At 41.5% G+C, this 22,866-nt stretch carries 16 protein-coding genes and 1 pseudogene; 14 read left to right on the top strand and 3 right to left on the bottom strand.

Annotated features, from left to right (window positions below; translation table 11 throughout):
* Nucleotides 1-103: 103 nt before the first annotated feature.
* The 5 genes from C825_RS22695 to C825_RS22675 all read left to right on the top strand — a co-directional run bounded on the left by C825_RS22695 (nt 104) and on the right by C825_RS22675 (nt 9,725).
* Complete coding sequence (locus C825_RS22695; protein ID WP_135033543.1) at nt 104-2,404, top strand: hypothetical protein; 2,301 nt, start codon at nt 104-106, stop codon at nt 2,402-2,404.
* Entirely contained in the window at nt 2,397-4,259 is a 1,863-nt protein-coding gene (locus C825_RS22690; protein ID WP_010800299.1) for an FAD-dependent oxidoreductase, read from the top strand. Before C825_RS22695 ends, C825_RS22690 begins: the two co-directional genes overlap by 8 nt.
* Before the next feature lie 6 nt (nt 4,260-4,265).
* Complete coding sequence (locus C825_RS22685; protein WP_010800298.1) at nt 4,266-5,648, top strand: GDSL-type esterase/lipase family protein; 1,383 nt, start codon at nt 4,266-4,268, stop codon at nt 5,646-5,648.
* A 10-nt stretch (nt 5,649-5,658) separates the two neighbouring features.
* Entirely contained in the window at nt 5,659-8,745 is a 3,087-nt protein-coding gene (locus tag C825_RS22680; RefSeq protein WP_081615917.1) for a glycoside hydrolase family 97 N-terminal domain-containing protein, read from the top strand.
* A 179-nt stretch (nt 8,746-8,924) separates the two neighbouring features.
* The gene (locus C825_RS22675) at nt 8,925-9,725 is read left to right on the top strand and encodes a M48 family metallopeptidase (protein WP_010800296.1); all 801 of its coding nucleotides are present in this window, start codon (nt 8,925-8,927) and stop codon (nt 9,723-9,725) included.
* 383 nt (nt 9,726-10,108) lie between these two features.
* Here the strand turns inward: C825_RS22675 and C825_RS22670 are convergent, their stop codons facing one another.
* Nucleotides 10,109-10,360, bottom strand: a complete 252-nt coding sequence (locus tag C825_RS22670; protein WP_010800294.1) for a hypothetical protein — start codon at nt 10,358-10,360, stop codon at nt 10,109-10,111.
* Nucleotides 10,361-10,401: 41 nt separating this feature from the next.
* A complete protein-coding gene (locus C825_RS22665) occupies nt 10,402-12,195 on the bottom strand; it encodes a MutS family DNA mismatch repair protein (RefSeq protein WP_044215261.1) in 1,794 nt (597 codons plus the stop codon).
* Nucleotides 12,196-12,357: 162 nt separating this feature from the next.
* Between C825_RS22665 and C825_RS22660 the strand changes: the two genes are divergently transcribed.
* A complete protein-coding gene (locus C825_RS22660) occupies nt 12,358-13,197 on the top strand; it encodes a phospholipase A (protein WP_007653691.1) in 840 nt (279 codons plus the stop codon).
* A 149-nt stretch (nt 13,198-13,346) separates the two neighbouring features.
* Here C825_RS22660 and C825_RS22655 read toward each other — a convergent pair whose 3' ends face one another.
* Nucleotides 13,347-13,781: a DUF6078 family protein gene (locus tag C825_RS22655; RefSeq protein ID WP_007653689.1), complete on the bottom strand. Its 435-nt coding sequence runs from the start codon at nt 13,779-13,781 to the stop codon at nt 13,347-13,349.
* A 90-nt stretch (nt 13,782-13,871) separates the two neighbouring features.
* Here C825_RS22655 and C825_RS22650 point away from each other — a divergent pair, with 90 nt between their 5' ends.
* The 8 genes and pseudogenes from C825_RS22650 to C825_RS22615 all read left to right on the top strand — a co-directional run bounded on the left by C825_RS22650 (nt 13,872) and on the right by C825_RS22615 (nt 22,861).
* Nucleotides 13,872-14,405 carry a hypothetical protein gene (locus C825_RS22650; protein ID WP_010800293.1) on the top strand — a complete coding sequence of 178 codons (534 nt, stop codon included), beginning with the start codon at nt 13,872-13,874 and terminating at the stop codon, nt 14,403-14,405.
* Nucleotides 14,406-14,583: 178 nt separating this feature from the next.
* Nucleotides 14,584-16,467 carry an ABC-F family ATP-binding cassette domain-containing protein gene (locus C825_RS22645; protein WP_010800292.1) on the top strand — a complete coding sequence of 628 codons (1,884 nt, stop codon included), beginning with the start codon at nt 14,584-14,586 and terminating at the stop codon, nt 16,465-16,467.
* Between the two features lie 4 nt (nt 16,468-16,471).
* The gene (locus tag C825_RS22640; RefSeq protein WP_010800291.1) at nt 16,472-17,647 is read left to right on the top strand and encodes an MFS transporter; all 1,176 of its coding nucleotides are present in this window, start codon (nt 16,472-16,474) and stop codon (nt 17,645-17,647) included.
* Nucleotides 17,648-17,744: 97 nt separating this feature from the next.
* Complete coding sequence (locus C825_RS22635; protein ID WP_010800290.1) at nt 17,745-20,069, top strand: hypothetical protein; 2,325 nt, start codon at nt 17,745-17,747, stop codon at nt 20,067-20,069.
* A 10-nt stretch (nt 20,070-20,079) separates the two neighbouring features.
* Nucleotides 20,080-20,754 carry an RNA polymerase sigma factor gene (locus C825_RS22630; RefSeq protein ID WP_010800289.1) on the top strand — a complete coding sequence of 225 codons (675 nt, stop codon included), beginning with the start codon at nt 20,080-20,082 and terminating at the stop codon, nt 20,752-20,754.
* A 64-nt stretch (nt 20,755-20,818) separates the two neighbouring features.
* Complete coding sequence (locus tag C825_RS22625; protein WP_010800288.1) at nt 20,819-21,340, top strand: DinB family protein; 522 nt, start codon at nt 20,819-20,821, stop codon at nt 21,338-21,340.
* Between the two features lie 127 nt (nt 21,341-21,467).
* Nucleotides 21,468-21,824, top strand: a complete 357-nt coding sequence (locus C825_RS22620; RefSeq protein ID WP_010800287.1) for a hypothetical protein — start codon at nt 21,468-21,470, stop codon at nt 21,822-21,824.
* A gap of 141 nt (nt 21,825-21,965) precedes the next feature.
* Nucleotides 21,966-22,861 (top strand): annotated as a pseudogene (locus C825_RS22615) (YitT family protein).
* Nucleotides 22,862-22,866 lie beyond the last annotated feature (5 nt).

Raw genomic sequence — 22,866 nt, 5'->3', positions numbered from 1 at the left:
TGTTCACTTAAATATTTTATTTGATAACATTTAATATAACAGAATGGGATATTTCTATAAATTCATTTTTCTCTCCGGTTTTCTGCTTTTTATAAATATTGCTATGCAGTCTCAAAATTTGGAAAGTTCATATCTGAGAGGAGATGCTAATGTTCAATTTCGATGGAGATTCGGTTACAGTGAATATCCGATTAACAGGTCTTCCCGTACAGATCTGGAAGATGTCACAAAAGGAAGATACGCCTGGTATGATGGTCTTTTGTGGTCTGGAGCTTATAAAGACTGGCAAGACAGGACGATTCATGGAGTGAGTCTCTTGTTTAGAGGAGGATCACCTTATGCCCGGACTATACGTTGTATAAGCGATTTAGTACCATTCAGCCATTCCGGTTATGCAAAGACATTTGTCATACCATTGAGTTATGGGATTGGTTCTGAAGAACGTCTGTCTTTTTCTTTAACTGTGACGGGACAGGAAAGCGAGACAATCGTAATGAATTTGTACCCTAAAAAGGTCGTGGAGGCGACCAGTGGTAATTTGAAAGTCTCGTTTAAGGCATTACGGATTGATACTTCTCCGAATGAACGTCCTGTGACGAAGGTCATGGGGTTATTGTATGTCAGGGTTTATCCGACTTTATTGAAATATGGGAATCGTATGGTCTTTGAGTTTAATTCGTTGACACATCATATGGATATTGAGTCAAGTATGTGCATCGGATCTTTATGGGAGGATTTGAGTAAGACGGATGCTGATAATGCATGGAAAGAATCCGGTTTAACGGAAACGAAGTTGGAAGAGGGATACAGGCAGCATATAGAGAACCTGGAAAAGTGGGATGAAAAGGTTAAGCGTGTATCTGCCGGTTTGGATAAAGAGGGAACGATAGAAGTATCCTGTAATGCGAAAGTTTTTTCATGGGATCGGGGAGAAAGGCGTGTACAGGCTTATTCCGGAAATCCGGTTAAAGACTACCAATATGGTGAAGTTACAGACAAAATTGAAAAAATGGCCTTGTCTGTGACGGGGCAAATGAAGGGTAATTTCTCCCTTTTTCGGTATCAACACCATCAGTTGCCCTGGAAAGAGGACAATCCAGCTTTACTTGACAGTGCTGATATTGTTTATATGGACCAATGGCTGAAAGTTGCGGCTTTGACTGCGGATGAAGTGGTGTTGGATATGCAGATATCTCCTGTTACAAAGGCATATAAAGTAGCATCTAAAATGGGGACGATCCCATTGCCGGAAGAAGGTATTCCCGGGTATTCCTGGGAGGATTTAACATTAGGGTATCAAACTGCGATAGCTCACGCAAAAAAAGTCTGTCCGCAACTAAAAATTGTGCAGATGCCTTATGAATATGATAATATTAGTGGCAGTGAATGCCATATGGATGCACATTATAGTATTTTTAAATGCTTGTACAAAGCAGTAAATAATGTTAACAAAGGATTGAAAAAGAAGGAACAGGTGGAAGTCGCAGGGTTGGGTTCCAATACTCCTTATCATTGGGATTTTATCGATGGTTTTCTGAAACGTTATCGGGCGGATACAAATCCGGATAAACGATTGGACTACATTACCTGGCATAATTATTTGTTTCCGGGGACAGCTCCCAATATAGCACAAGGTTTCAAATCAAAAATCAATGAAATATTAGCGAAATATGATATTTTGCCTGATTTGAAAATTCTTGTGGATGAATCCGGGCTTGCGGAACCTTCTACGATCGAAGACCTGTCGGATATGGAGGGAGCTTGCAGAAAGGAAGCGGCGATGGCTTGCTTTGCTTCGACTGTACACTATTGGTACTTAAAAGAAGAGGGGAACTTTTTACCGATAACAGGAGGAGGATTCCACTTTGGATTACTTACTTATGGAAATCAGAATGTGATTTCTCCTTATGCAAAGGGGATGATTCTTCGCAACTCCTTATTCGATAAGATGATACCATCTGTTTCATATCCTTATGATAAAGATGGATATGGGTTGTATAGTCAGGCGACAGCAGATAAAAATGAATATCGCATCCTGGTTTGGACTGCTTCACCTTCTATCTTTTATGAGAAGGCAACTCCTTTGGCTTTTCCGGATGCAAAGATCGTGTTGAAAGATATTCCGGAAATGTTTGAAGGAAAAAATGTCCTTGTGGAAATAGAATCGATTGATCCGGAGGAGAAAAAATCGCTGGAAATTTTACGGCAGGAGAAATGTCAGACTTTGCCATTAACCCGGGGAGCTGATCGTTATTATATAGATTTTACGGATGAAGAAGCTGAAATATTAAATTCGATTCCGGTAGAAAAAAGAATGTTGGCAGTAAATGGGAAAAAGCTTGTTGTTCCATTGGATATCAGGCCATACAGTATGTATCTTTTAAAAATTAAATTAGATGAATAGAATAACATATATTTTATTAGTGGCATTATTTGCTTTTATTCCGGAATACATTTATTCGGCGGATTTGTGGGTCGAGGCTGAAGGATTCGATAATAAAGGTGGTTGGGTTGTTGACCAGCAGTTTATGGATCAGATGGGATCCAGTTATTTGATGGCTCATGGTATGGGACAACCGGTTGAAGATGCGGAGACTGAAATTAATTTTGATAAGACAGGAGTCTATCATGTATATGTACGCACATATAATTGGACATCGCCCTGGTATAATGGAGAGGGACCGGGCAAATTTCGGTTGAAATTGAACGGAGAAACCTTTTCTGCCGTATTAGGAGTTACGGGTGACCGATGGATGTGGCAGAAAGCTGGCATTGTAGAAGTAAAACAGAAGAAGAATAGACTAGCCTTGCACGATTTGAGTGGTTTCAATGGACGTTGTGATGCCATCTATTTTACAATGGATGAGAATGATATTCCGGCGGCAGATGTAAAAACTTTATCTGAAATGCGGTATCGGAAATTGAATTTGACAAAGAAAACACCTTCTGCGGAAAAGTTTGATTTTGTGGTTGTAGGAGGAGGAATTGCAGGTATGAGCGCAGCCATTTCTGCTGCTCGCTTAGGATGTAAGGTCGCTTTGGTCCATGATCGCCCGGTTTTGGGGGGAAATAATAGTTCGGAAGTCAGAGTTCATCTGGGAGGTCGTATAGAGGCGGGTCCTTATACGGCTTTAGGTAGTTTGCAAAAAGAGTTTGGCCCTTTGAAAGGAGGTAATGCCCAACCTGGGAATTATTATGAAGATGAAAAAAAAATGAATGCGATTAAGCAGGAAAAGAATATAACTTTGTATGCTTCTTGCAGGGCATTTGATGTGGAGACGAAAGATAGCCGGATTACCAAAGTTTTCATACGTAATATTGAAACGAATCAGGAAATGGCTCTTACTGCTCCGTTGTTTGCAGATTGTACGGGAGATGCCAACCTCGGATTTATGGCTTCTGCAGAATATCGTTCCGGTCGGGAGGCTAGGTCTGAATATAATGAACCGACCGCTCCTGTGCAGGCTGATAAAATGACGATGGGGGCATCGGTACAATGGTATTCAGAAGAAGATTCACAGAGTTCGATTTTCCCTGATTTTAATTATGGTGTGGAATTTAATGAAAAGAGTGCCGAAAAGGTGATGATGGGAGAATGGACCTGGGAAACCGGAATGAATAAGGATCAGGTAAATGACGCGGAATATATTCGCGATTATGGGTTATTGGTTGTATACTCAAACTGGTCTTTCCTTAAAAATTCTTATTCATTAAAGGAAAAGTATACTAACCGTTCATTGAAATGGGTTGCTTATATTGCCGGAAAAAGAGAGTCACGTCGTTTGATCGGTGATCATATTTTAACGGAGAATGATTTGGTTGATTTTGTGAAATATCCGGACGCAACAGGATCTACTACCTGGACGATTGATTTGCATTATCCGGATCCGGATAATACAGCCCATTTTCCGGGAAAGGAGTTTAAATCTATTTGTGAAATGAAAAAGATACACCCTTATCCGGTTCCCTATCGTTGTCTTTATTCGAGGAATATTGATAATTTGTTTATGGCGGGGCGTAACATCAGTGTTACTCATGTCGCGCTGGGAACGGTTCGGGTGATGAGAACTACCGGTATATTAGGAGAAGTGATCGGAATGGCGGCCTCTTTATGTAAACAGAATGGGGTTTCTCCTCGCGCTATCTATCCGTCGTATTTTGACAAGTTGAAGGTGCTGATGGAAAAAGGTATTTCTAAATCGAAGCTTCCTAATAATCAAATGTACAATCAAGGGGAAACATTGGGTCCGAAAAAATAGAATAAGATGAAGACATTATGGGTGATCCTTTTATGTTTGTTTTCTTTTTCCGTCGTAGCAGGAGAAAAGTTGTATGAAGTCTCGACTCAGAGATATACATATTACTCCGGAGCGTTGGGTAGATTTGATCTGGAAATTGATCTGCCCCGGTGCGATAAAAAGCAAAGTCCATATATGATTTATATACATGGTGGCGGATGGCAGCATGGAGATATGGGGGTTTTTAAAAAGCATTCCATTTATATGGCGGAAAGAGGCATTGCAGGTGTTCGGATCTCTTATCCTTTGATGGATCAGGGCGGTACACTAGGACGTGTAATGGATTTGATTGAAAAGTCTGTATTATTTATCAGAAAGCATGAGGAAGAATGGAAGTTGGACTCATCTTGCTACGGTTTTTGCGGCGCTTCGGCCGGTGCGCATTTAGCGGCATTGGCAGCCATGAAAATACCTGGATGCAGACTTTGGGTAGGAATGGCCGGGACTTATAATTTGTTGGAAACGAGAGAGGGTGATTTTCCTGTACCTGTAGTACAAAAAAGGTTTATTCAGGCGATAGACTCGCTGGACTTGCGTCAGGCTTCTGCTATGTTTAATATTCCGGATAGGAATATTCCTGCTAGTCTCTTGATGCATGGGACGAAAGATAATGTTATTGATTATAATCAATCGGTAAATTTTGCGACAGCGTTGGAAAGTAAAGGCGGGATAGTGGAAACTAAATTATATGAGAATGTCGATCATGGAATAAATTCCCGGACAAACGAAACATTGTTTAATCGTGTTTCTGACGATATGTACACTTTTTGTAAGGATATATTTTCCCGTAAGCGGATTGCTTGTGTGGGGAATAGCATCACATACGGATATTTAACAAATTCGGTTGAAGAAACATATCCTTATAAATTGCAGAAAATGTTGGGAGATAGTGTTGAGGTACGCAACTTCGGAGTACCGGGTGCAGCTGTGCAGTTTGATAAATTTACTACTTATTTGAAGACGGAGGCATACAAAGATTTGAAATTATTCAGACCGGAAGTAATCATTGTGAAATTGGGAACTAATGATTCGAGACCGGATGAATGGGTAAATGAAGATTTTTTTTATGCAGATTATCTCAGGTTGGTCCGGAGAATGAAAAGTATTTCAGATCAAGTATATCTTTGTTATCCGATATTGCCGTATGGATTTAAATGGCAACAGCGTGATGACATTTTGCGCAATAAAGTAATGAAGCTGATTAAGCGGGTTTCAGAAGAGGAACAATTGCCGGTGATTAATTTGTATCGGGAGGAGATGAGAGATAGCGTTAATTATTACCCGGACGGTATTCATCCGACTTCAAACGGGTATGATATAATAGCAAAGATTATTTATGACAATTTATAGTACATAGGATATGTTTTTACAAAGTAAAGTTTGGATTCGTGTTTTGGGAGTATTGATGTTCGCTTTGATAAACATTGGACATATGAAGGGGGTGGAGTATTCCCTTTTGTCTCCGGATGGAAAGTTGGAAGTCCGGTTTGTTCGGACGGATAAGGGAACTTTTGAATATAAGTTTTCGATGGGGAATAAGTTGGTTATAGACTCTTCTCCAATCGGATATTACATGACAAATGGAAACAAAATACCTGGAAATGACTGGATAATAGCAAATCATAGCAAAAGAATGTCTAAATCTGTCTGGAAACCAGTATGGGGAAAAAGAGAGGTGGTGCCGGATGTTTTTAATGAATTGTCATTAGAATTGGCGCCACAGTCGGGGAGCGAAAAAACTAAACTATCGTTTGTCGTTCGGTTATATAATGACGGACTTGCTTTCCGTTATGAATTTCCGGAAAAACAAGTAGATATCCAGTCTGAATTGACAGGGTTTTGTTTTGCAGCTGATTATACAGCCTGGTCCTATAATGGGGAAAATGCCAATATTGGTCCGGAAAAACTCTCGGATATTGATGGTATAAGACGTCCGGTTGTGCTTTTGGAAGTTGATCCGAAATGCTATGTGGCTATTCATGAAGCTGATTTACGGGCGGGGAATCCTTTGCGGTTAATCTCCGGAAAAGGGGATCAGAGTTTTATGATAGAATCGTTTCCTGTGACTTTGTCCGAGGAAAATTGTTCTCCCTGGCGTGTTGTAATGGCTAGTGATAAATTGGGTACTTTAGTCGATTCGCACATTATTGAATTGTTAAATCCTGAACCTCAGATGGACTTCTCATGGGTCAAACCGGGTGTTTATGTTTGGGATTGGCGTATTGATGGTGCGATTGTTGAAGATTTTACTTATTCGATGACATATCCTTCCTGGGTACGTATGGTTGATTTTGCTTCGAAGCAAGGTTTTAAAGGGTTGGTATTGGATGCGAACTGGTATGGACCGGAGCATGAGAGTGAATCAGATCCGATGAAAGGAGGCCAGGCGCAGGATGTCCGAAAAATTATTCAGTATGCGAAAAGTAGAGGTGTAGGCATCTGGTTATACTTGAATGATGTTGGAGGACGTAATTTCCCGATCAGTGAGACATTAAAGTTGTATCACGATTGGGGCGCCGTGGGGGTAAAATATGGATTTATGAAAGGCTCCGAGCAGGAGAAAAATATTCGTACCAGAATGATTACTGAACTGTGTGCCCGAAATCAGTTATTGGTAGACTTCCATGATGGGCCTGTTCATCCTTATGGACAAATGCGGACCTGGCCTAATGCCATTACAAGGGAATATTGTCATGCTCAGTTGGATGCCCATCGGGTTTTTGTTCCGTCTACATTCGTAACATCTGTTTTTGTGAATATGTTGGCCGGTCCGATCGACATGAATAACGGCATGTTTGATTTAAGACAAGGGCCGACAACAAGAGTAGATGAAAACCAGCCGGTCCCCTCGACTGTCGTGTCGGAAGCAGCCCGGACATTGGTGACTTTTTCAGGAGCAACGATTCTTCCTGACATTCCGGAATATTATGAAAAGTATCCGGAGTTACTTTCCTTTATCTCTGCTCAGCAGATGCCCTGGAAAGAGAGTAGGACGTTGGATGGTAAAGTCGGTGAATATATTGTTATGATGCGTCAGACTGATAAAGTTTATCTGGTTGGGGCTGTGACGAATGAATCGGCAAGAGAATTGGAGATCCCCTTGTCTTTTTTACCACGTGGACAATATGAGCTAATGTTAGTTCAGGATGGTGTTGATGCGCATTATTTGAACAATAGAGAATCTTATCAGGTGTCTAATCAAATTGTGACAACTAACGATAAAATTAAAGTCAGACTTGCTGCAGGTGGTGGTGCGTGCCTTTTGTTGAGAAAGCAACTTCCGGATTGTTTAGCGTTAAGGAATGGGTTATATTGGACTAATAAAAAGATACAAGAGAAAAAACCGCTGACGATAGCCTTTTTGGGAGGAAGCATAACACAAGCTTCTGGCTATCGGGTACAATTTGAAGATTGGTTTAAAAAATCTTACCCGGATGTCCTTTTATCGACTATAAATGCAGGTATCGGTGGTACAGGTTCAGATTTGGGAGTTGTTAGAATGGACAGTGATGTCTTAGCTAAAAATCCAGACTTGGTTTTTGTCGAATTTGCAGTGAATGATTCACAAACTGATTCATTAGAGATTGTACGTTCTATGGAAGGGATAGTAAGGAAAATCCGAAATCATTCGGATCACGTAGATATTTGTTTTTTGTATACGACAAATAAGCCACAGGAAAATGTGATTTTAAATGGAGATCATTGGCGTTCATCCCGCATAATGGAGCAGATAGCTCAATATTATGGTATTCCATCTGTTTCTTTTGATTTCGCTGTTGCAAAACTACTAAGAGATAATAAGTTAGTGATGCATGCTTTACGGGATATGGATTATGGAGAGAAAATACGTTTTACGGAGGATGGTACACATCCTGGTTCAGACGGACATGCTGTTTATACGGAAACTCTATGCAATTCGTTTCAGCAAATGGTGAAAGGGACCCCAATGGTTCAGAAAATGAAAGTCCCGTTTTGCGAAACGAATTATGAAAAAGCTAAAATGTATGATGTAAAAAAGGAATGGCTTTCAGAAGGATGGGAGAAAAAAGACGGAAGTGATCCTTTTGTCAAGCCTTTTAGGGAACATTTCTCTTATGTCGCTTCAACTGAGAAAAGTGGAGAGACTCTTCAATTTCGTTTTAAAGGTACAAGAGTCGGATTGTTTGATATTATGGGTCTTAGAGGAGCTCGTATAAAAGTTTATATTGATGGAAAGCTAATAAAAGACACGCGTAGATTTGATAAATATTGTACCTATAACAGGATGAACTATTTTTGGATGCCTGAACTACCGTATGGTGAGCATTCTGTTATAATAGAAGCGGACTGTACCCCTTTTGATAAAATGGATATTTTGCAAACAGAGAAAAAAATGAATATTGAAGAACTAAATAAATATGAGGTATTGATTGGTAAAATATTATGTGTTGGGAGTATATTGGAATAGAGTTGGTCTCTTAATTGACGAGAACAAATGTAATAATATACAGAAAGTGTTACGCCTCATACCGATTCCGCCGGATAAACAGGTTTCGTTATATATATGTTGAGCAAAAATGCCTTTTGAATTGTTCTATTCTCATAAAGAAATGATAATTTTGTATTCGTAAAAACTAAATGAGAGAGATGAAAAAGATTACAGGTTTATTGATGGCGATGCTTCTGATGCTGAGTGCGTGCGGGAGTGTGCCTTTGACAGGGAGAAAGCAGGTGCTGCTGGTTTCCGACCAGGAGGTATTGTCCTCCAGCTTAACGCAATATAGCGATTATATGAAATCAGCCACAAAGTCGTCGGATAAGAATGAGAGTGCGATGGTGACCCGTGTGGGGAAGAAGATTGCCGCAGCAACGGAGGCTTATCTGAAAGCGAACGGAATGGAAAGCGAGATTAAGAATTTCCAGTGGGAGTTCAATCTGGTGAAAGATAACCAGATAAATGCTTTTTGTATGCCGGGCGGAAAGATTGTGGTTTACGAAGGTTTGATGTCGCTGGTATCGTCGGATGACGAACTGGCCGTAGTGGTTGGTCACGAAGTGGCGCATGCGGTGGCAAAACATAGTAACGAACGAATGAGCCAGCAGCTGATGGCACAATACGGAGCCGCCATCTTGGGACAGGCTGTAAGCAATAAGAGTGCGGCAGTCCAGACGGTTGCCAATACGGTTTATGGTGTGGGTGCGCAGTATGGTGTCATGCTTCCTTTCTCACGCAAACATGAATCGGAAGCGGATTATATGGGATTGGTATTTATGACGATGGCTGGATATAATCCCGATGTAGCGGTAAATTTCTGGCAAAAGATGTCTGCCGGAAAAAGCGGCTCGACTCCGGAGTTCATGAGTACTCACCCAAGTGATGCCACCCGTATCGCAGAGATACAGCGGGCGTTGCCGGAGATTAAGGCGAAGTATAAAACAGGAAAATGATAATAAATGGAGTTGTATTAAAACCGAATTTTGATACAACTCCATTTGATAAGTTTTATTTACGTTCTTTTATTTCGCTTTGAAGTTGTTTGGGATTACGTCGGCAATCCCAAAGCATGTGGATATAAATATATTTATCGTGAACGGTATAAATTATTTTAATGTGCCCCGAGACTAGTGAACGGTAAGAGAGTTGATCGACGTCACTCAGACAGGTTTCACAGAATCCCAGAAAAGGATGTAAACAGAGCAAATGATATATGTCATGATGAAGTGTGTCGCGGACTTTTTGAGCTGTTTTAACTCCAAAAGCATCCCGGTAATAGTATATAATCTGATCAAAATCGTTTGATGCAAACGGATGCCATATGATTTTCATACTATTATATAATATCTTTCATTCGCTGTTCCATCTCTTCACCGCTGATACCTATTCCGGCAATAGCATCCTTACCAGTGATAGCCAATCGCTGACGAACCTCTTCGAGGGTATATTCACACGGACTTGCCTCTTCTTTGTTACTCCGGAGCTTACTTAGATATTTGCGAAGTTTTCCGATGGTTTCACTATTTTCGATATTTAATATCTCACGAACCAATTCCGCTTTGCTGGCTTCAAGTTCTATTGTTGTCATAAGTGACTCCTTTCTATTAATTTACGTGCAAATATAAGTATTTAAACCGTTATCCCCATCTTCTTCATCAGGAAACATGCATTCATATTTTGTGCTACCCCTTCACGAAGCAGATAGGAGAAGGTTAGTTCTTCATTTGTAATATCGGCTTCAAAGCGGTAGTTCTTTATCTGGTTGGGGAATTCGTTTTCCAGTTCGCCCAGTGCCAGGTCGTGTGTGGCGATGATACCGCAAGTCTGGTAAGCTACCAACTGTTTCATCAGGGCGATCGAACCTTTTTGCTTGTCAATCGAGTTAGTTCCTTTCAGGATTTCATCCAGTATGATAAATAGTTTTTCTCCCTGTTGCAGACGGTCGATAATCATTTTCAGTCGTTTCAATTCTGCGAAGAAATAAGATTCATTGCTGACCAGCGAATCGGAAGTACGCAGGCTGGTCACCATCTTTGCCGGATAGACAGTCAGGGAGTCTGCATAGACCGGAGCACCGATACAGGCCAGCAGATAGTTGACTCCGACTGTACGGAGGTAGGTGCTTTTCCCAGCCATATTTGCCCCGGTGATAATCAGGAACCACGGACTTTTTTCTATCGAAATATCATTCCGTACGCAAGCATCACGGCGGAGTAGGGGGTGCCCAAGTGCTTTACCACTCATCTTGAAATAAGAGTCGGCTATTTCCGGATAGATATAGCCGGTATGATTGAATGCAAATCCTCCCAACGAACTGTAGGCATCAAACTCGGCAAGGGCATCGAACCATCGGGGAATATCCTCGGCGTGTATCTGTATCCAACGTTCCAGACGGATGGCTGTCCGGGTGTCGCGGAGAATAAAGATGTTCATAATGAATCCCATCATACTGCCCCGCTGGTCCAGCGCACCAATGCTGCGGGATAGCTTTTTCAGAGCCTTCGAGGCTGTTCCGTCTGTCCCGTTAAACTGGTTGCTGATCGCTGCCAGTTCGGTTGACTTGAAAAGGTCGCCTTCAATGCTTTTGATCAGTGAAGAATACGTATACAGGATTTTCTCCATCTTGTTCACGGAGTTATGAAGTTCTGTGATTTGTTTTCCCCGTATGTAGGAAATTAGGAACGAGATGGCGAAGAATATGCTTATGCCGGTGAAACTGATTATTCCGCTTGATGCTCCTGCGATCAGTATCACCCATATGGCAGGAATGAGCCATATCAGTATTTTCCAGAGCTGGCTGTTAATGAAGGCCGGTTTATGATCTGTTAGTGCGTTTAGGGTATTCACATCTCCTTTATTTCCCGGACTTAATACACCAGTTACATAGAAGTGTTGCCTTAATTGCGTCATTTCGCTCAGTTCACGGATTGCTTCCTGGCGTTTGAGTATCTTTTCTTTATCGGTAAGCGGGTTGATAAACCAGTCGGCAAGCCTTTCTTTTCCCATCGAAGTAACTGTCCGGTTGATGGACTGGAAGATGGAGCGGTTTCCGAAAAGATCCAGGTCCAGGCTGAATGAATGGTCGGCCGAACTTTTCTCCGGTGCCCCGTCGAAAGCGCTGAAATCGTAATCCAGTCCTTTCAGTTCGTTGTTACACAGGGCGGATAGTGCATCGGCATACGACTTTTGCGATGATAAAAATGTATGATAAACCATTAACCCGATGAAAGGAATGATGAATAAGAGGATTGCTCCGCCTAACACCATCCAGTTTTCGGCTTTCAGAAACCATATCGCAGCAATAAGCCCGGCGACCAGCAGCAGGCGTATTGTTCCTATCAAATGCATTTTTTTTCTCAGACCGTCCGAGCGACGTGTGTAAGCAGCTATTGTATCCCTGTAATATTGATATACTTTTTCCATGCGGGCAAAGATATAAAAAATGAACATACCAGTTAAGATTTGGTTATTAATAAAGAAGAGGTAACTGAATTGACCATAATTCATGAAATCGGGGAGAATTGTTAAACCTTGATGGATATTACCTTTGTTCTGTTTTTATAAGGTTTATATATTCGTGATTTTATGAAAAGGACAGCAGTATTTCTATACGTTTTATTCATTTCCTGTTTTGTTTCAGTATCTGCCCAGGTTCTGGTGCAGGATCCGAAGTTGGAATATAACGCGGACAGTGTGCGTGCGGTATTGGACAAAGCGCCTTATTTCACTTTATTCAAAGATAATTATTTCATCGGCGGAACGACGATCGGGCATAAACCGACCGCTGCCAATTCGGATGTGAAGTTCCAGTTGAGTATTGCCCAGCGCCTGACGAAAAGTAAGCTGCCTTTCGACACTTATCTTTTTATCCAGTACACCCAGAAAGCCTTTTGGAATGTTTTCCAGAAATCTCTGCCCATGCGCGACCTGAACTTCAACCCGGGGATCGGACTGGGGCATCTGATTATTCATCATAATAAATTCATCGGAAAAGGCTATCTGATGCTCGAACATGAATCGAACGGAAAAGACAGTACGGCTTCGCGCAGTTGGAACAAGGTGACATTTGCAACAGCCATTGTTTTAAACAAAAACTGGGAGGCTCAGTTCAAGACCTGGATACCGATCGTCGATGGAAAATATAATAAAGACCTGTTAAAGTATAACGGCATTTTCCAGATGGCGGCCAATTTCCGGACAGACAATAAGCGGTTTAACTGCGGAGTGATCCTGACGAAACGTAAAACCTGGTTTAGTTTTAATACACAGGTCGAGTTAAGTTATAAGTTTAACAATAACGAGAACCAATATTTTTTCCTTCAATATTATAACGGTTACGGTGAGAACCTGCTGGAATATAATCACTTTAAGAGTATGCTGCGGATCGGGTTTGTGATAAAACCGCAGGATTTCAGTATTTATTGAGAGTTCGTTATAGAGCTTTTTCCCCACAATTTTTATTCATGTGGGGAATTTCCCCCACTACTATGGGGAATACTACCCACTTGTGTGGGGAATATCACCCATTTAAGTGGGGATTATAAGTAATAAAGGCCTAAAAAGTTTACAATTTCTTACCAATCGTATTGCTCTACATATTGGTCGAAAAGCGGATCGGTATGGATACCCTGACGAATAAAGATCAAACGAATGATATTTTGTTCTTCAGGGGTAATCAATCGTTCTTTTTTCTGGATGCGGTAAAGGGTTCCTTTACTGAATTTAGTATTCATTGCCCGCTTAATGGCAACAGCTTTGTTATGAGGCAGATCTTCTAATAATTGAGTGATCCCCAAAGCGTACCTGTCCTTTTGATCTGCTTTGAAAAAGGGGCAGCTATCTGCTTGTGGCGTCGTGCAATCGGGGTTTACGATCGAGAAAACAGTCCGTTCCGGCGTAAGCTGTTTCGAAACGAGATAACGCAGGCACTCCGTAGAGTGCTTGCATTGTTCATTCAGGCAGTAAGCAAAACCATAAGGGACGGATTCGTATTTAGATTCAGGTTCCATGTGTTGAATTATATGATTTGACAAAGATAAGGTTAATATTGAAAAAAAGAAATGATGTGAGGGTATTTTTTACAACAAGTCGGTCGTTGTATGCGTCCGTCTCCAGGAAAAGAGGAAGGTCTTGTTTTAGATAATGCAGGGCTTTGGCTAGAACATGGATTTTGTCAACAAGACAGAATACGGACACTTAAAGGAAAGAAAAAACGTAAACGTCGTGAATCTCTAGAACCAGTGTTTGTCGTGATGGATCAGGATGGAATAATTCGGGAGGCTCATATTCCCCAACAGGTTGAAGGAATGGAATTAATTGAACTGACTCAGGAAGCTGAAGATTTGTTGGTGTTTGAGTCTTTCTTATCTTTTGCTTTGAATAAGGGGCATAAACCTTATTCGGCTTATTTGCGTTTTGAAGAACAATATTTGTCTGAGAATAATCAGAATCTGAATTTGATTCATTTGAAATATATCCAGAATCGTATAAGTAGATTACCTGGGGCTCCTAATCAGGGGACATGGTATCATATTAAGAAAAAAGTTATAACTATAGGTTCTTCTGAAGGCCTAGATCGTATGTTTATTATAAAAAAGGTCAAAGTCTCAGGTGCTGAATATTGTGGTTTTTAAAGGATAGGAAGTATATTGATATATTTTCTTCTATATCTTTGTGAAAAGAATTTACTGCTGTCTTTTTATTCTATTGGAGACAATATTTTTGTCTAAAGTTTGGTCATTCGTTTATGGGGAACGACTCTCCACCAATTTTTTGTATCTTTGCCCCTCAAAGTAAAGTACAAAAGGCAGTATGATCAGTTATTTACAGATAGACGGACTTACCAAGAGCTTCGGTGATTTGGTTCTTTTTGAGGATATTACGTTTGGAATTGCACAGGGGCAGAAAGTGGGCCTTATCGCAAAGAACGGTACAGGTAAAACAACTTTACTGAATATCATTGCCGGGAAAGAAGATTATGACAGTGGAGCTGTCGTTTTCCGTAACGACCTGCGTGTCGGTTATCTGGAGCAGACACCGGTTTATCCCGAAGGATTAACCGTTCTTCAGGCCTGTTTTTATTCCCCGAATGAGACGGTTCGACTGATCGCTGAGTATGAAGAAGCTATGGCCAGTGACGATCATTCCAACTTGCAGGATATCCTGATGCGTATGGATAATCTGAAAGCCTGGGATTATGAACAACGGGCCAAGCAAATCCTTTCACAACTAAAGATCACAAACTTCGACCAGAAAGTGGAACATCTGTCCGGCGGACAGTTGAAACGCGTGGCATTGGCTAACGTTTTGATCACTGATCCTGAACTGATTATCCTCGATGAGCCGACCAACCACCTCGACCTGGAAATGACCGAATGGCTGGAAGGATACCTGAGCCGTGCCAATATCAGTATTCTGATGGTGACGCACGATCGTTATTTCCTGGATCGGGTTTGTAGTGAGATTATCGAAATAGATCGTCAGCAAATCTATCAATATAAAGGTAATTATAGCTACTATCTGGAAAAACGGCAGGAACGTATGGAGGCGATGAATACGGAAGTGGAACGAGCCAACAACCTGTTACGTAAGGAACTGGAATGGATGCGCCGGCAGCCACAAGCCCGTGGAACGAAGGCTAAATATCGTATCGATGCTTTTTATGAACTGGAGAAGAAAGCCAAGCAGCAACGGGATAACGGAAATGTGAATCTGGATGTGAAAGCTTCCTATATCGGATCGAAGATATTTGAAGCGGAGCATGTGACGAAAAGCTTTGGCAATATTAAAATCGTAGAAGATTTCAATTATATTTTTGCCCGTTTCGAGAAGATGGGTATTGTCGGTAATAATGGTACCGGGAAATCTACCTTCATTAAAATGCTGATGGGGGAAGTGGAACCGGATAGCGGACGCTTCGATGTGGGCGAAACTGTTCGTTTCGGCTATTACAGTCAGGATGGCTTGAAGTTTGACGAACAGATGAAGGTGATCGATGTCGTACAGGATATTGCCGAATATGTAGACCTGGGCGACGGAAAGAAACTGGGTGTTTCTCAGTTCCTGAATTATTTCCTGTTTACTCCCGAAAAACAACATAGCTATGTTTATAAACTGAGTGGGGGAGAGAAGCGGCGTCTTTATCTGTGTACAGTCCTGATGCGTAACCCGAACTTCCTTGTACTGGATGAGCCGACCAACGACCTGGATATCGTAACGCTGAATGTGCTGGAAGAATATCTGCGTAACTTTAAAGGTTGCGTGATCGTTGTTTCCCACGACCGCTACTTTATGGATAAGGTTGTCGATCATCTACTGGTATTTCGTGGTAATGCCGACCTGAAAGATTTCCCCGGCAACTATACTCAATATCGCGATTGGAAAGAGATACAGGATCAGTTGGAGAAGGAAGCCGAAGCTGCCCGCCAGCCCAAACAAGCTCCTGCTCCTGAAAAGAACAACCGCCCTCAGAATGAACAGAAAAAGAAACTATCTTTCAAGGAACGGAAGGAGTTTGAAGCGCTGGAAGAAGAAATACCTGCGCTTGAAGCTGAAAAAGCTGAACTTGAAACGGCTATGAGCAGCGGAACATTGAGCAACGACGAGTTGATGGCAAAGTCGGAACGCATTGCAAAAGTGATTGAAGAAATAGATGAAAAGACAATGCGCTGGCTGGAGTTAAGTGAGCTGGCTTAAAGATATGAACGAAACGAAACCTGTGCTTTGGAACCGGAATTTCATCCAGTGTTGTATTTCTTATTTCCTGATGAATTTCTCTTTTTACATGCTGATGCCGACTATGCCGGTTTATTTGGTGGAGGTATTGAAGATTAATCCGTCGGAAGTGGGGGTGGCATTATCCAGTTATTCGATAGGGTTGCTGTGCGTCCGTCCTTTTTCCGGATATCTGGTAGATTGTTTTTCACGCAAACCGTTATATCTCTTTGCCTTTACGGTTTTTGCCTGTATGTTTACCGGTTATTTGTTTGCAACGACGGTCCTGACGATAATGGCTGTCCGTTTTATTCAGGGTGGCTTTATGGGGATGACTTCCGTTTCCGGTAATACCATTGCGATAGATGTGATTCCTTCCAGGCGAAGAGGCGAAGGAATGGGGTTTTATGGATTGACGATTAATCTGGCGATGTCGCTTGCTCCGTTGGTGGCGGTCGCTGTTTATGATAGGTATGGTTTTCATCCGCTGGTGCTGGTAGGTCTGGCGATAGCGTTGGTTGGTGTCGGCTCTGTCTGTCTGATTCGTTATCCGAAACGGGAGAAGGTGGAACGGCCTCCTTTTTCGCTGGATCGTTTTATTCTGGTGAAAGCGTTACCGACGGCATTGGCTTACCTGTTGAGTGCAATCCCTTATGGGATGGTTGTTTCTTTCGTCGTGCTGTACGGAAAAGAGATCAATGTGTCGAATCCCGGTTATTTCTTTATTTTTATGGCGATAGGGGTCGGTACGGCAAGGCTTATCTCCGGGCGGTTGGTCGATCACGGGAAGATTCATCTGGTATCGATTAGTGCGTTGGTATTTCTGACACTTTCGTTTGCTGTATTTGCTTTGTTTCATAATGAAATTGTCTTTTTTGCTTCTGCGCTGGCGATAGGCATCGGATTCGGTGTTTGTGTCCCGGCTATCCAGTGTCTTTTCGTAAATGTCGCTCCGCATCATATGCGTGGAACGGCAACTTCCACTTATCTGACTTCTTTTGATTTCGGAGTGGGAATCGGAATGCTGGCAGCCGGCTTCATCGCTTCGCATGCCGATCTGGCAACAGCCTATCTGGTAGGATCGGGTTGCTGCCTGGTGTCGCTCCTGGTTTATTTGCGGTGGGTGAGGCCGTCGTATGAGAAGCATAAATTGGTCGATTGAATTTTATTACTTGCCTGATTAGATTGGTTTCTTTTGTTTATATTTGTGCTGTGGTCTTGTTTTGGGGACTGCAATGATAATTAAAAATGTCGGGTACATGAAAAACATTCTGTTAACCATCTTTTTACTGACATATACCTGTTTGCCGTGTTTTTGCCAGCAAACAGTCGATGAAGCCTGGGTCGCTTCTATTAATGAAGAATATGCTGCCTTTCCTTCCGAACTTATCTATCTCCAAACCAGCAAGGGTATTTATGAGACAGGAGAAGACCTTTGGTTTAAAGCATATCAGTTGAATTCCCAATCTTTTGCATTCTCCAATCAAAGTCAGACATTGTATCTGCAAATGATAAATAATAAGGATAGTATCGTTTGGCAAGAGAAATATCCGGTAGAAAACGGTATGGTGTTCGGACATGTTTATGTCGGTGAGAAGCTGGCGGATGGTGATTATTTTCTGGAAGCCTATACCCGTCACTCTTTTCATAACGACACAACAGGAATTCTGTCTTCACGTAAAGTAAGGATTGTCAAAAATATAGCTCATGATAATCAACAATCGGAAGATGTAGGAAAAGATAGTTTGCGATTTGATGTTTTTCCGGAGGGAGGAAATCTGGTTTCGGGTTTGCCTTCACGTGTGGCGTTTAAGGCAACAAATGGCAAAGGATATCCGGTAGAGGTAAAGGGTACTTTATACCAAGATGATACTCCGGTCACCCTATTGGAAAGTAGTCATGACGGAATGGGGGTTTTCTTCTTTACTCCTGATACAGAAAAGAAATACCGGATAGAGTTAGAGGATGGTGCTTGTTATTCTTTACCGGAGATTTACCCACAAGGAATGACTTTAAGCCTATCCAAACAAGACAAGAAAAATCTGGAGTTTTTTATCTCACAAACCGAAGGTTCTCCTGCTCAGGACGTTTGTCTGGTAGGACAAGTCCGTGGGATGATTTGCTGTGTGGCAAAGGGAGTGTTGAAGGACCGGCTTAAAATAAAAATGCCGCTTAGTGAGTTCTTTTATCAGGGAATCGCAGAGTTCACCTTGTTTAATGGCGATATGCAACCGGTTGCAGAAAGGTTGGTTTACGTGCATCCGGAAAAGAAGTTACAGATCAATATTGAACCGGATAAGAAAACATATGCCCTTCGTGAAAAAGCTACATTGAAAATAAAGGTGACGGATGGGAATGGAGTACCAGTGAAAACGAATCTGGGCCTTAGTGTATTTGATAAGGCATATATTAATCCGGCAGATCCGGTAAACATATTGACGCATTGTTATCTATCCTCTCAGATACGGGGAAAGATTCATAATCCGCTTTATTATTTTGATGAAAAGAATAAAGACCGTATGCAGGCAATGGATTTATTGTTGCTGACTCAGGGGTGGAGGCGGTATGTCTGGAATATAGAATATGCTCCCGATAATGAAAATCTGTTTTTGTCTGATGAAATAATAGGCATACAATCTATTCATAGTAAGAAAAAGAGGAAAGAGGCGCAGGGGACGGAACAACTTATTCAGATATCCGGTGCAGAGGGAAATTCATTGTATGTATGGGCTGACTCAACTGGTTCTTTTACTGTCGGTACGGATATATTGAAGGAACTTCGAGGCGGTTATGTATATTTGAAACCGATGTTGTCGAATGAACATAAGCCTCAACTTGAAATAGAGGATTATTTTCCGCAAATCGATAGTCTAAGGAAAAAGAAACAGAGATATTACCCTATTATGGATATTTCTCAGTCTGTAAAAGAACAGATTCTCGATATGCCGGTCGTTAGTAATGATAGTACAATTTTACTGGATGAGGTAGTTGTTACCCGTAAAGCAAGTAGACCTTTCAGGGATAAGTTTATGGGACGTTTAGATAGTTTGGCACAGATGGACATTGGTATGCCTTGGGTGTGCCCGGATGGACATTTGGAAAATTATAAAGACGGATATACGGTACATCATGACCCCCGTTATTGTCCCAATGCAAATATCGTTCCTCTTGAAGAACGAAGTAAACCGGTAGAGGGTAAAACGTATCGAATTATTAAACCTAAATATTTCGATGGAGGAAAATGGTTTATTGTGGAAGACGAACAATATGTCGTTTATCACGGTCCTATTTATTCGGAAGAAGAACTTCTCCGCCGGAACAACCTTTGGCGTGCCAAAGGCTACTACGCTGCCCGTGAATTTTACCAACCGGACGAAATAGATATGCAATTGTCAACTCCCGATGCCCGTAATACTTTGTTATGGCAACCTTCCGTCATAACGGATGAAAAAGGGGAGGCAGAAGTTTCTTTCTATTGTTCCGATATCAATACCGGATTTGTGGGAATAGCGGAGGGTGTCGATGGTATGGAACTGCTCGGTACTGGGAAATGTGAGTTCAGGGTCATTAGGAATTTTAATTGAATAAGATTGAATGAAGTTAGAGGATATAGTTGAGCACTATGGCACAATGGTCGCAACCATTGCCCACCGGATGATTCAGAACAGGGAGATTGCGAAGGAGGCGGCTCAGGAAGTCTGGTATGAGGTGTTTAAGAGCCTGCCTTCGTTCAATGCAGATTCTGAATTATCGACCTGGATTTATACGATTGCGAAGCGGACTATTTCGCGGTATGCTCAAAATGAAAAGGTGGCGACCTTGGTGAAGCTGGAGCAATTCAGGGCCTTGCAGGAAATCGAATATACCGGTTCTGATGAGGAACGGAAAGAGTGGGTCAAAGAAAGATGTGACTGGTGCTTGACGGCTTTGAATCATTGCCTGAATAATGATGCCCGGCTGATTTTTATTTTTAAGGAGAATATAGGGCTTTCTCATAAAGAGATCGGGGAGATTATGGAAATGTCAGTGGAGAATGTCCGTAAGATATACTCCCGTTCCATTGATAAGATCAGCCATTTCCTGACCGATACCTGTCCGCTTTATAATCCTGCGGGAACCTGTAAATGCAGGATTTGTAAACAGGTCTTTTTTATTGACCTGGATAAAGAATATACCACAGTTGCCAAAATGATACGGTTGGCTGACCTGTATCAGAAGTTTGAAAAAGATTTGCCCCGGAAGAATTATTGGGAAAAATTTTTGGACTGAGTTGTCACAATCTCTACACTGTTACTCACTAATTATAATGTATAACTTAAAAAGTAACATTATGATGAGTAAAATTGAATTTTTGAGAGAACAAATCATTGAAGCACGGAATTTTGTAAACCGTCTGATTTCGGAAATGCCCGAAGAGCTATGGTACACAATTCCGGAAGGTACGGATTCAAACTTTGCCTGGCAGATCGGGCATCTGCTGGTTTCACAGAATTTTCATGCCATTACAACGATAACCGGGGTAAATGAAGATATTAAACGGCAGATACCAATTGCCCGTTATAATAAAATCTTTAATGGTATGGGGACTTTGCATCGTTCCGTTGAAAGGAACTTTATCCCTGCTTCGGAATTAAAGGAACAATTGGATTTTGTACACGATATTTGCCTTGCAAACCTACTGACTCTTAACGATGAAACTCTGAAAGAACCCCTTGAACCAATCCCGTTTAAGCATCCCGTTGCCGATATAAAGTACGAAGCCTTGTCCTGGTGTTTCAAGCATGAGATGTGGCATAGTGCCGAGATGGAGGCAATAAAAAGGGCTTTGGGATATCCGATAGTCTGGATGAAGTAATAAATCTGTTCGTGAACAATGTTATAAAACATATTGTTATATACACAAAGGCAAAAAGAAAAAAGAGAGATAGATTCGGAGGCAGCGGCCTCCATGTTTAGGTTTATTAATTTAATGTTTAGGTATTATGAGACGTTTAGGTATGGCTGTATCAGCCATTTTATTATGTGCAACGGTAGGTTTTGCACGCGAGAACCGGAACAATGTGAGTAAAGAACCGTTTGCTATTAACTTTGAGAAACTGAGTTATTATTTACAATTAACCCCGTCTCAGACAGGTGAAGTAGCAAATATAAATGAATTTTTCCTGGATAAACAACGTGAGAGTCTTTGTGCCAGCGAAAGCCAGCAACAAAAAAAGATGCATCAGGCTGTTTATGGAAATCTGAAGTTGATGAAAAAGGTTCTGACGCCCGATCAGTATCGCAAATATGTAACATTGTTGAATGTGACAAATAATAATAATCGTGCACTGAACCTTTAATATAAAAGGTGAGGGGGATTTGTTCCCCGGATCGCGATTGTTGAAAACAGGTGGAAGAGATTACGCAATTTGTTTGTGTAGTCTCTTCTTTTTTTATCTATCTTTGCGGCATTGAAAACAAATAATGATTGAATCTAAATTATGAAACAACTTGGTTTTCCTTCTAATGCTACATTGAAGAGTAATGCAGTCGATTATTCTCTGATTGTGGTTGGGGCTTTTTTGCAGGCATTGAGTTATGTACTTTTCCTGGCTCCCTTTAAAATTGTACCGGGGGTGTTTATGGTATTTCCATCGTTTTGCATTATGTGACGAAAGGTGTTTTCTCCATTTTTCCGGACGGTTTGCCGATGGGTGCTACTGCCTTATGTTTTAACGTTCCATTGTTGTTGCTGGCAATGAAAAAGATCGGTCTTGCTTCAGGACCGAAAACGATCGTGACATTTGTGCTTATTTCTGTCTTTACGGACACATTATCCTATTTTTGCGGAACGGAACCGCTGGTGGAAAATGATACGTTTATCGCTTGTTTCTATGGAGGGGCGATATTGGGTATCGGTGTGACTTGTGTGTTTAAGGCGCAAAGTACCAGTGCGGGAACAGATGTGTTGGCCCGTGTTATTGCCAATAATTCCAATTTGAAAGTAAGTAATATGATTATAATACTGGATTCTGCGATCGTGATGTTAGGCTTGATCGTATTCCAGGACTGGGCGGTTCCATTGTATTCCTGGTTCGCTATTTTCGTGTATGGAAAGGTTGTTGAAATGTTCCAGACGGAAAATCCGAATCGTGCCGTCTTTATCGTATCGAAGAAGACACAGGAGATAAAAGACCTGATTGTCGGAAAGATGGGGATGCGGGGTACTTTCCTCCACGGACGGGGCATGTATGAAGGAAAGGAAAAAGAGATCATCTTTACTATTGCCGAACGTAAGGATATGCCGCGCCTGAAAGATGAAATTAAGGAGATCGATCCGACTGCTTTTATTTCAACTATGCATGCGAGCAAGGATTCGCCTCGTCCGGGAATCTGAGGAAT

This window comes from Parabacteroides sp. ASF519, from assembly GCF_000364265.2.
Classification (GTDB): domain Bacteria; phylum Bacteroidota; class Bacteroidia; order Bacteroidales; family Tannerellaceae; genus Parabacteroides; species Parabacteroides goldsteinii.
The sequence above is the reverse complement of the archived record's forward strand: the minus strand, read 5'-3'. Positions and strand labels throughout refer to the sequence as shown.

Excerpts from the sequence above, each read along its gene's own strand:
- C825_RS22695 (WP_135033543.1), top strand. The coding sequence starts at position 104 with ATGCAGTCTCAAAATTTGGAAAGTTCATATCTGAGAGGAGATGCTAAT.
- C825_RS22690 (WP_010800299.1), top strand. The coding sequence starts at position 2,397 with ATGAATAGAATAACATATATTTTATTAGTGGCATTATTTGCTTTTATT.
- C825_RS22685 (WP_010800298.1), top strand. The coding sequence starts at position 4,266 with ATGAAGACATTATGGGTGATCCTTTTATGTTTGTTTTCTTTTTCCGTC.
- C825_RS22680 (WP_081615917.1), top strand. The coding sequence starts at position 5,659 with ATGTTTTTACAAAGTAAAGTTTGGATTCGTGTTTTGGGAGTATTGATG.
- C825_RS22675 (WP_010800296.1), top strand. The coding sequence starts at position 8,925 with ATGAAAAAGATTACAGGTTTATTGATGGCGATGCTTCTGATGCTGAGT.
- C825_RS22670 (WP_010800294.1), bottom strand. The coding sequence starts at position 10,360 with ATGACAACAATAGAACTTGAAGCCAGCAAAGCGGAATTGGTTCGTGAG.
- C825_RS22665 (WP_044215261.1), bottom strand. The coding sequence starts at position 12,195 with ATGGAAAAAGTATATCAATATTACAGGGATACAATAGCTGCTTACACA.
- C825_RS22660 (WP_007653691.1), top strand. The coding sequence starts at position 12,358 with ATGAAAAGGACAGCAGTATTTCTATACGTTTTATTCATTTCCTGTTTT.
- C825_RS22655 (WP_007653689.1), bottom strand. The coding sequence starts at position 13,781 with ATGGAACCTGAATCTAAATACGAATCCGTCCCTTATGGTTTTGCTTAC.
- C825_RS22650 (WP_010800293.1), top strand. The coding sequence starts at position 13,872 with ATGCGTCCGTCTCCAGGAAAAGAGGAAGGTCTTGTTTTAGATAATGCA.
- C825_RS22645 (WP_010800292.1), top strand. The coding sequence starts at position 14,584 with ATGATCAGTTATTTACAGATAGACGGACTTACCAAGAGCTTCGGTGAT.
- C825_RS22640 (WP_010800291.1), top strand. The coding sequence starts at position 16,472 with ATGAACGAAACGAAACCTGTGCTTTGGAACCGGAATTTCATCCAGTGT.
- C825_RS22635 (WP_010800290.1), top strand. The coding sequence starts at position 17,745 with ATGAAAAACATTCTGTTAACCATCTTTTTACTGACATATACCTGTTTG.
- C825_RS22630 (WP_010800289.1), top strand. The coding sequence starts at position 20,080 with ATGAAGTTAGAGGATATAGTTGAGCACTATGGCACAATGGTCGCAACC.
- C825_RS22625 (WP_010800288.1), top strand. The coding sequence starts at position 20,819 with ATGAGTAAAATTGAATTTTTGAGAGAACAAATCATTGAAGCACGGAAT.
- C825_RS22620 (WP_010800287.1), top strand. The coding sequence starts at position 21,468 with ATGAGACGTTTAGGTATGGCTGTATCAGCCATTTTATTATGTGCAACG.